Origin of the sequence: Hungatella sp. SL.1.14, from assembly GCF_024460495.1 — a bacterium.
Lineage (GTDB): Bacteria > Bacillota > Clostridia > Lachnospirales > Lachnospiraceae > Hungatella > Hungatella hathewayi.
Genome location: NZ_JANFYJ010000223.1, coordinates 1 through 321 on the forward strand (window position 1 = coordinate 1; position 321 = coordinate 321).

Sequence of the window (321 nt, forward strand, 5' to 3'; positions counted from 1 at the left end):
TTTCGACCTCGCCTTAGGCCCCGACTTACCCAGAGCAGATCAGCTTTACTCTGGAAACCTTAGATATTCGGCCTGGAGGATTCCCACCTCCATCTCGCTACTCATTCCGGCATTCTCTCTTCTTAACACTCCACGCCTCCTTACGGTAACGCTTCGCCGCAGTTAAGAATGCTCCTCTACCAATGTATTGCTACATTCCACAGCTTCGGTGTCGTGTTTCAGCCCCGGACATTTTCGGCGCAGGACCTCTCGACTAGTGAGCTATTACGCACTCTTTGAATGTGTGGCTGCTTCTGAGCCAACATCCTAGTTGTCTTCGAA

General features: G+C 51.1%; 1 rRNA gene. It reads right to left on the reverse strand.

What is annotated here, in order from left to right:
- A 23S ribosomal RNA gene (locus tag NE473_RS30765) occupies positions 1 to 321 on the reverse strand; the annotation flags it as partial.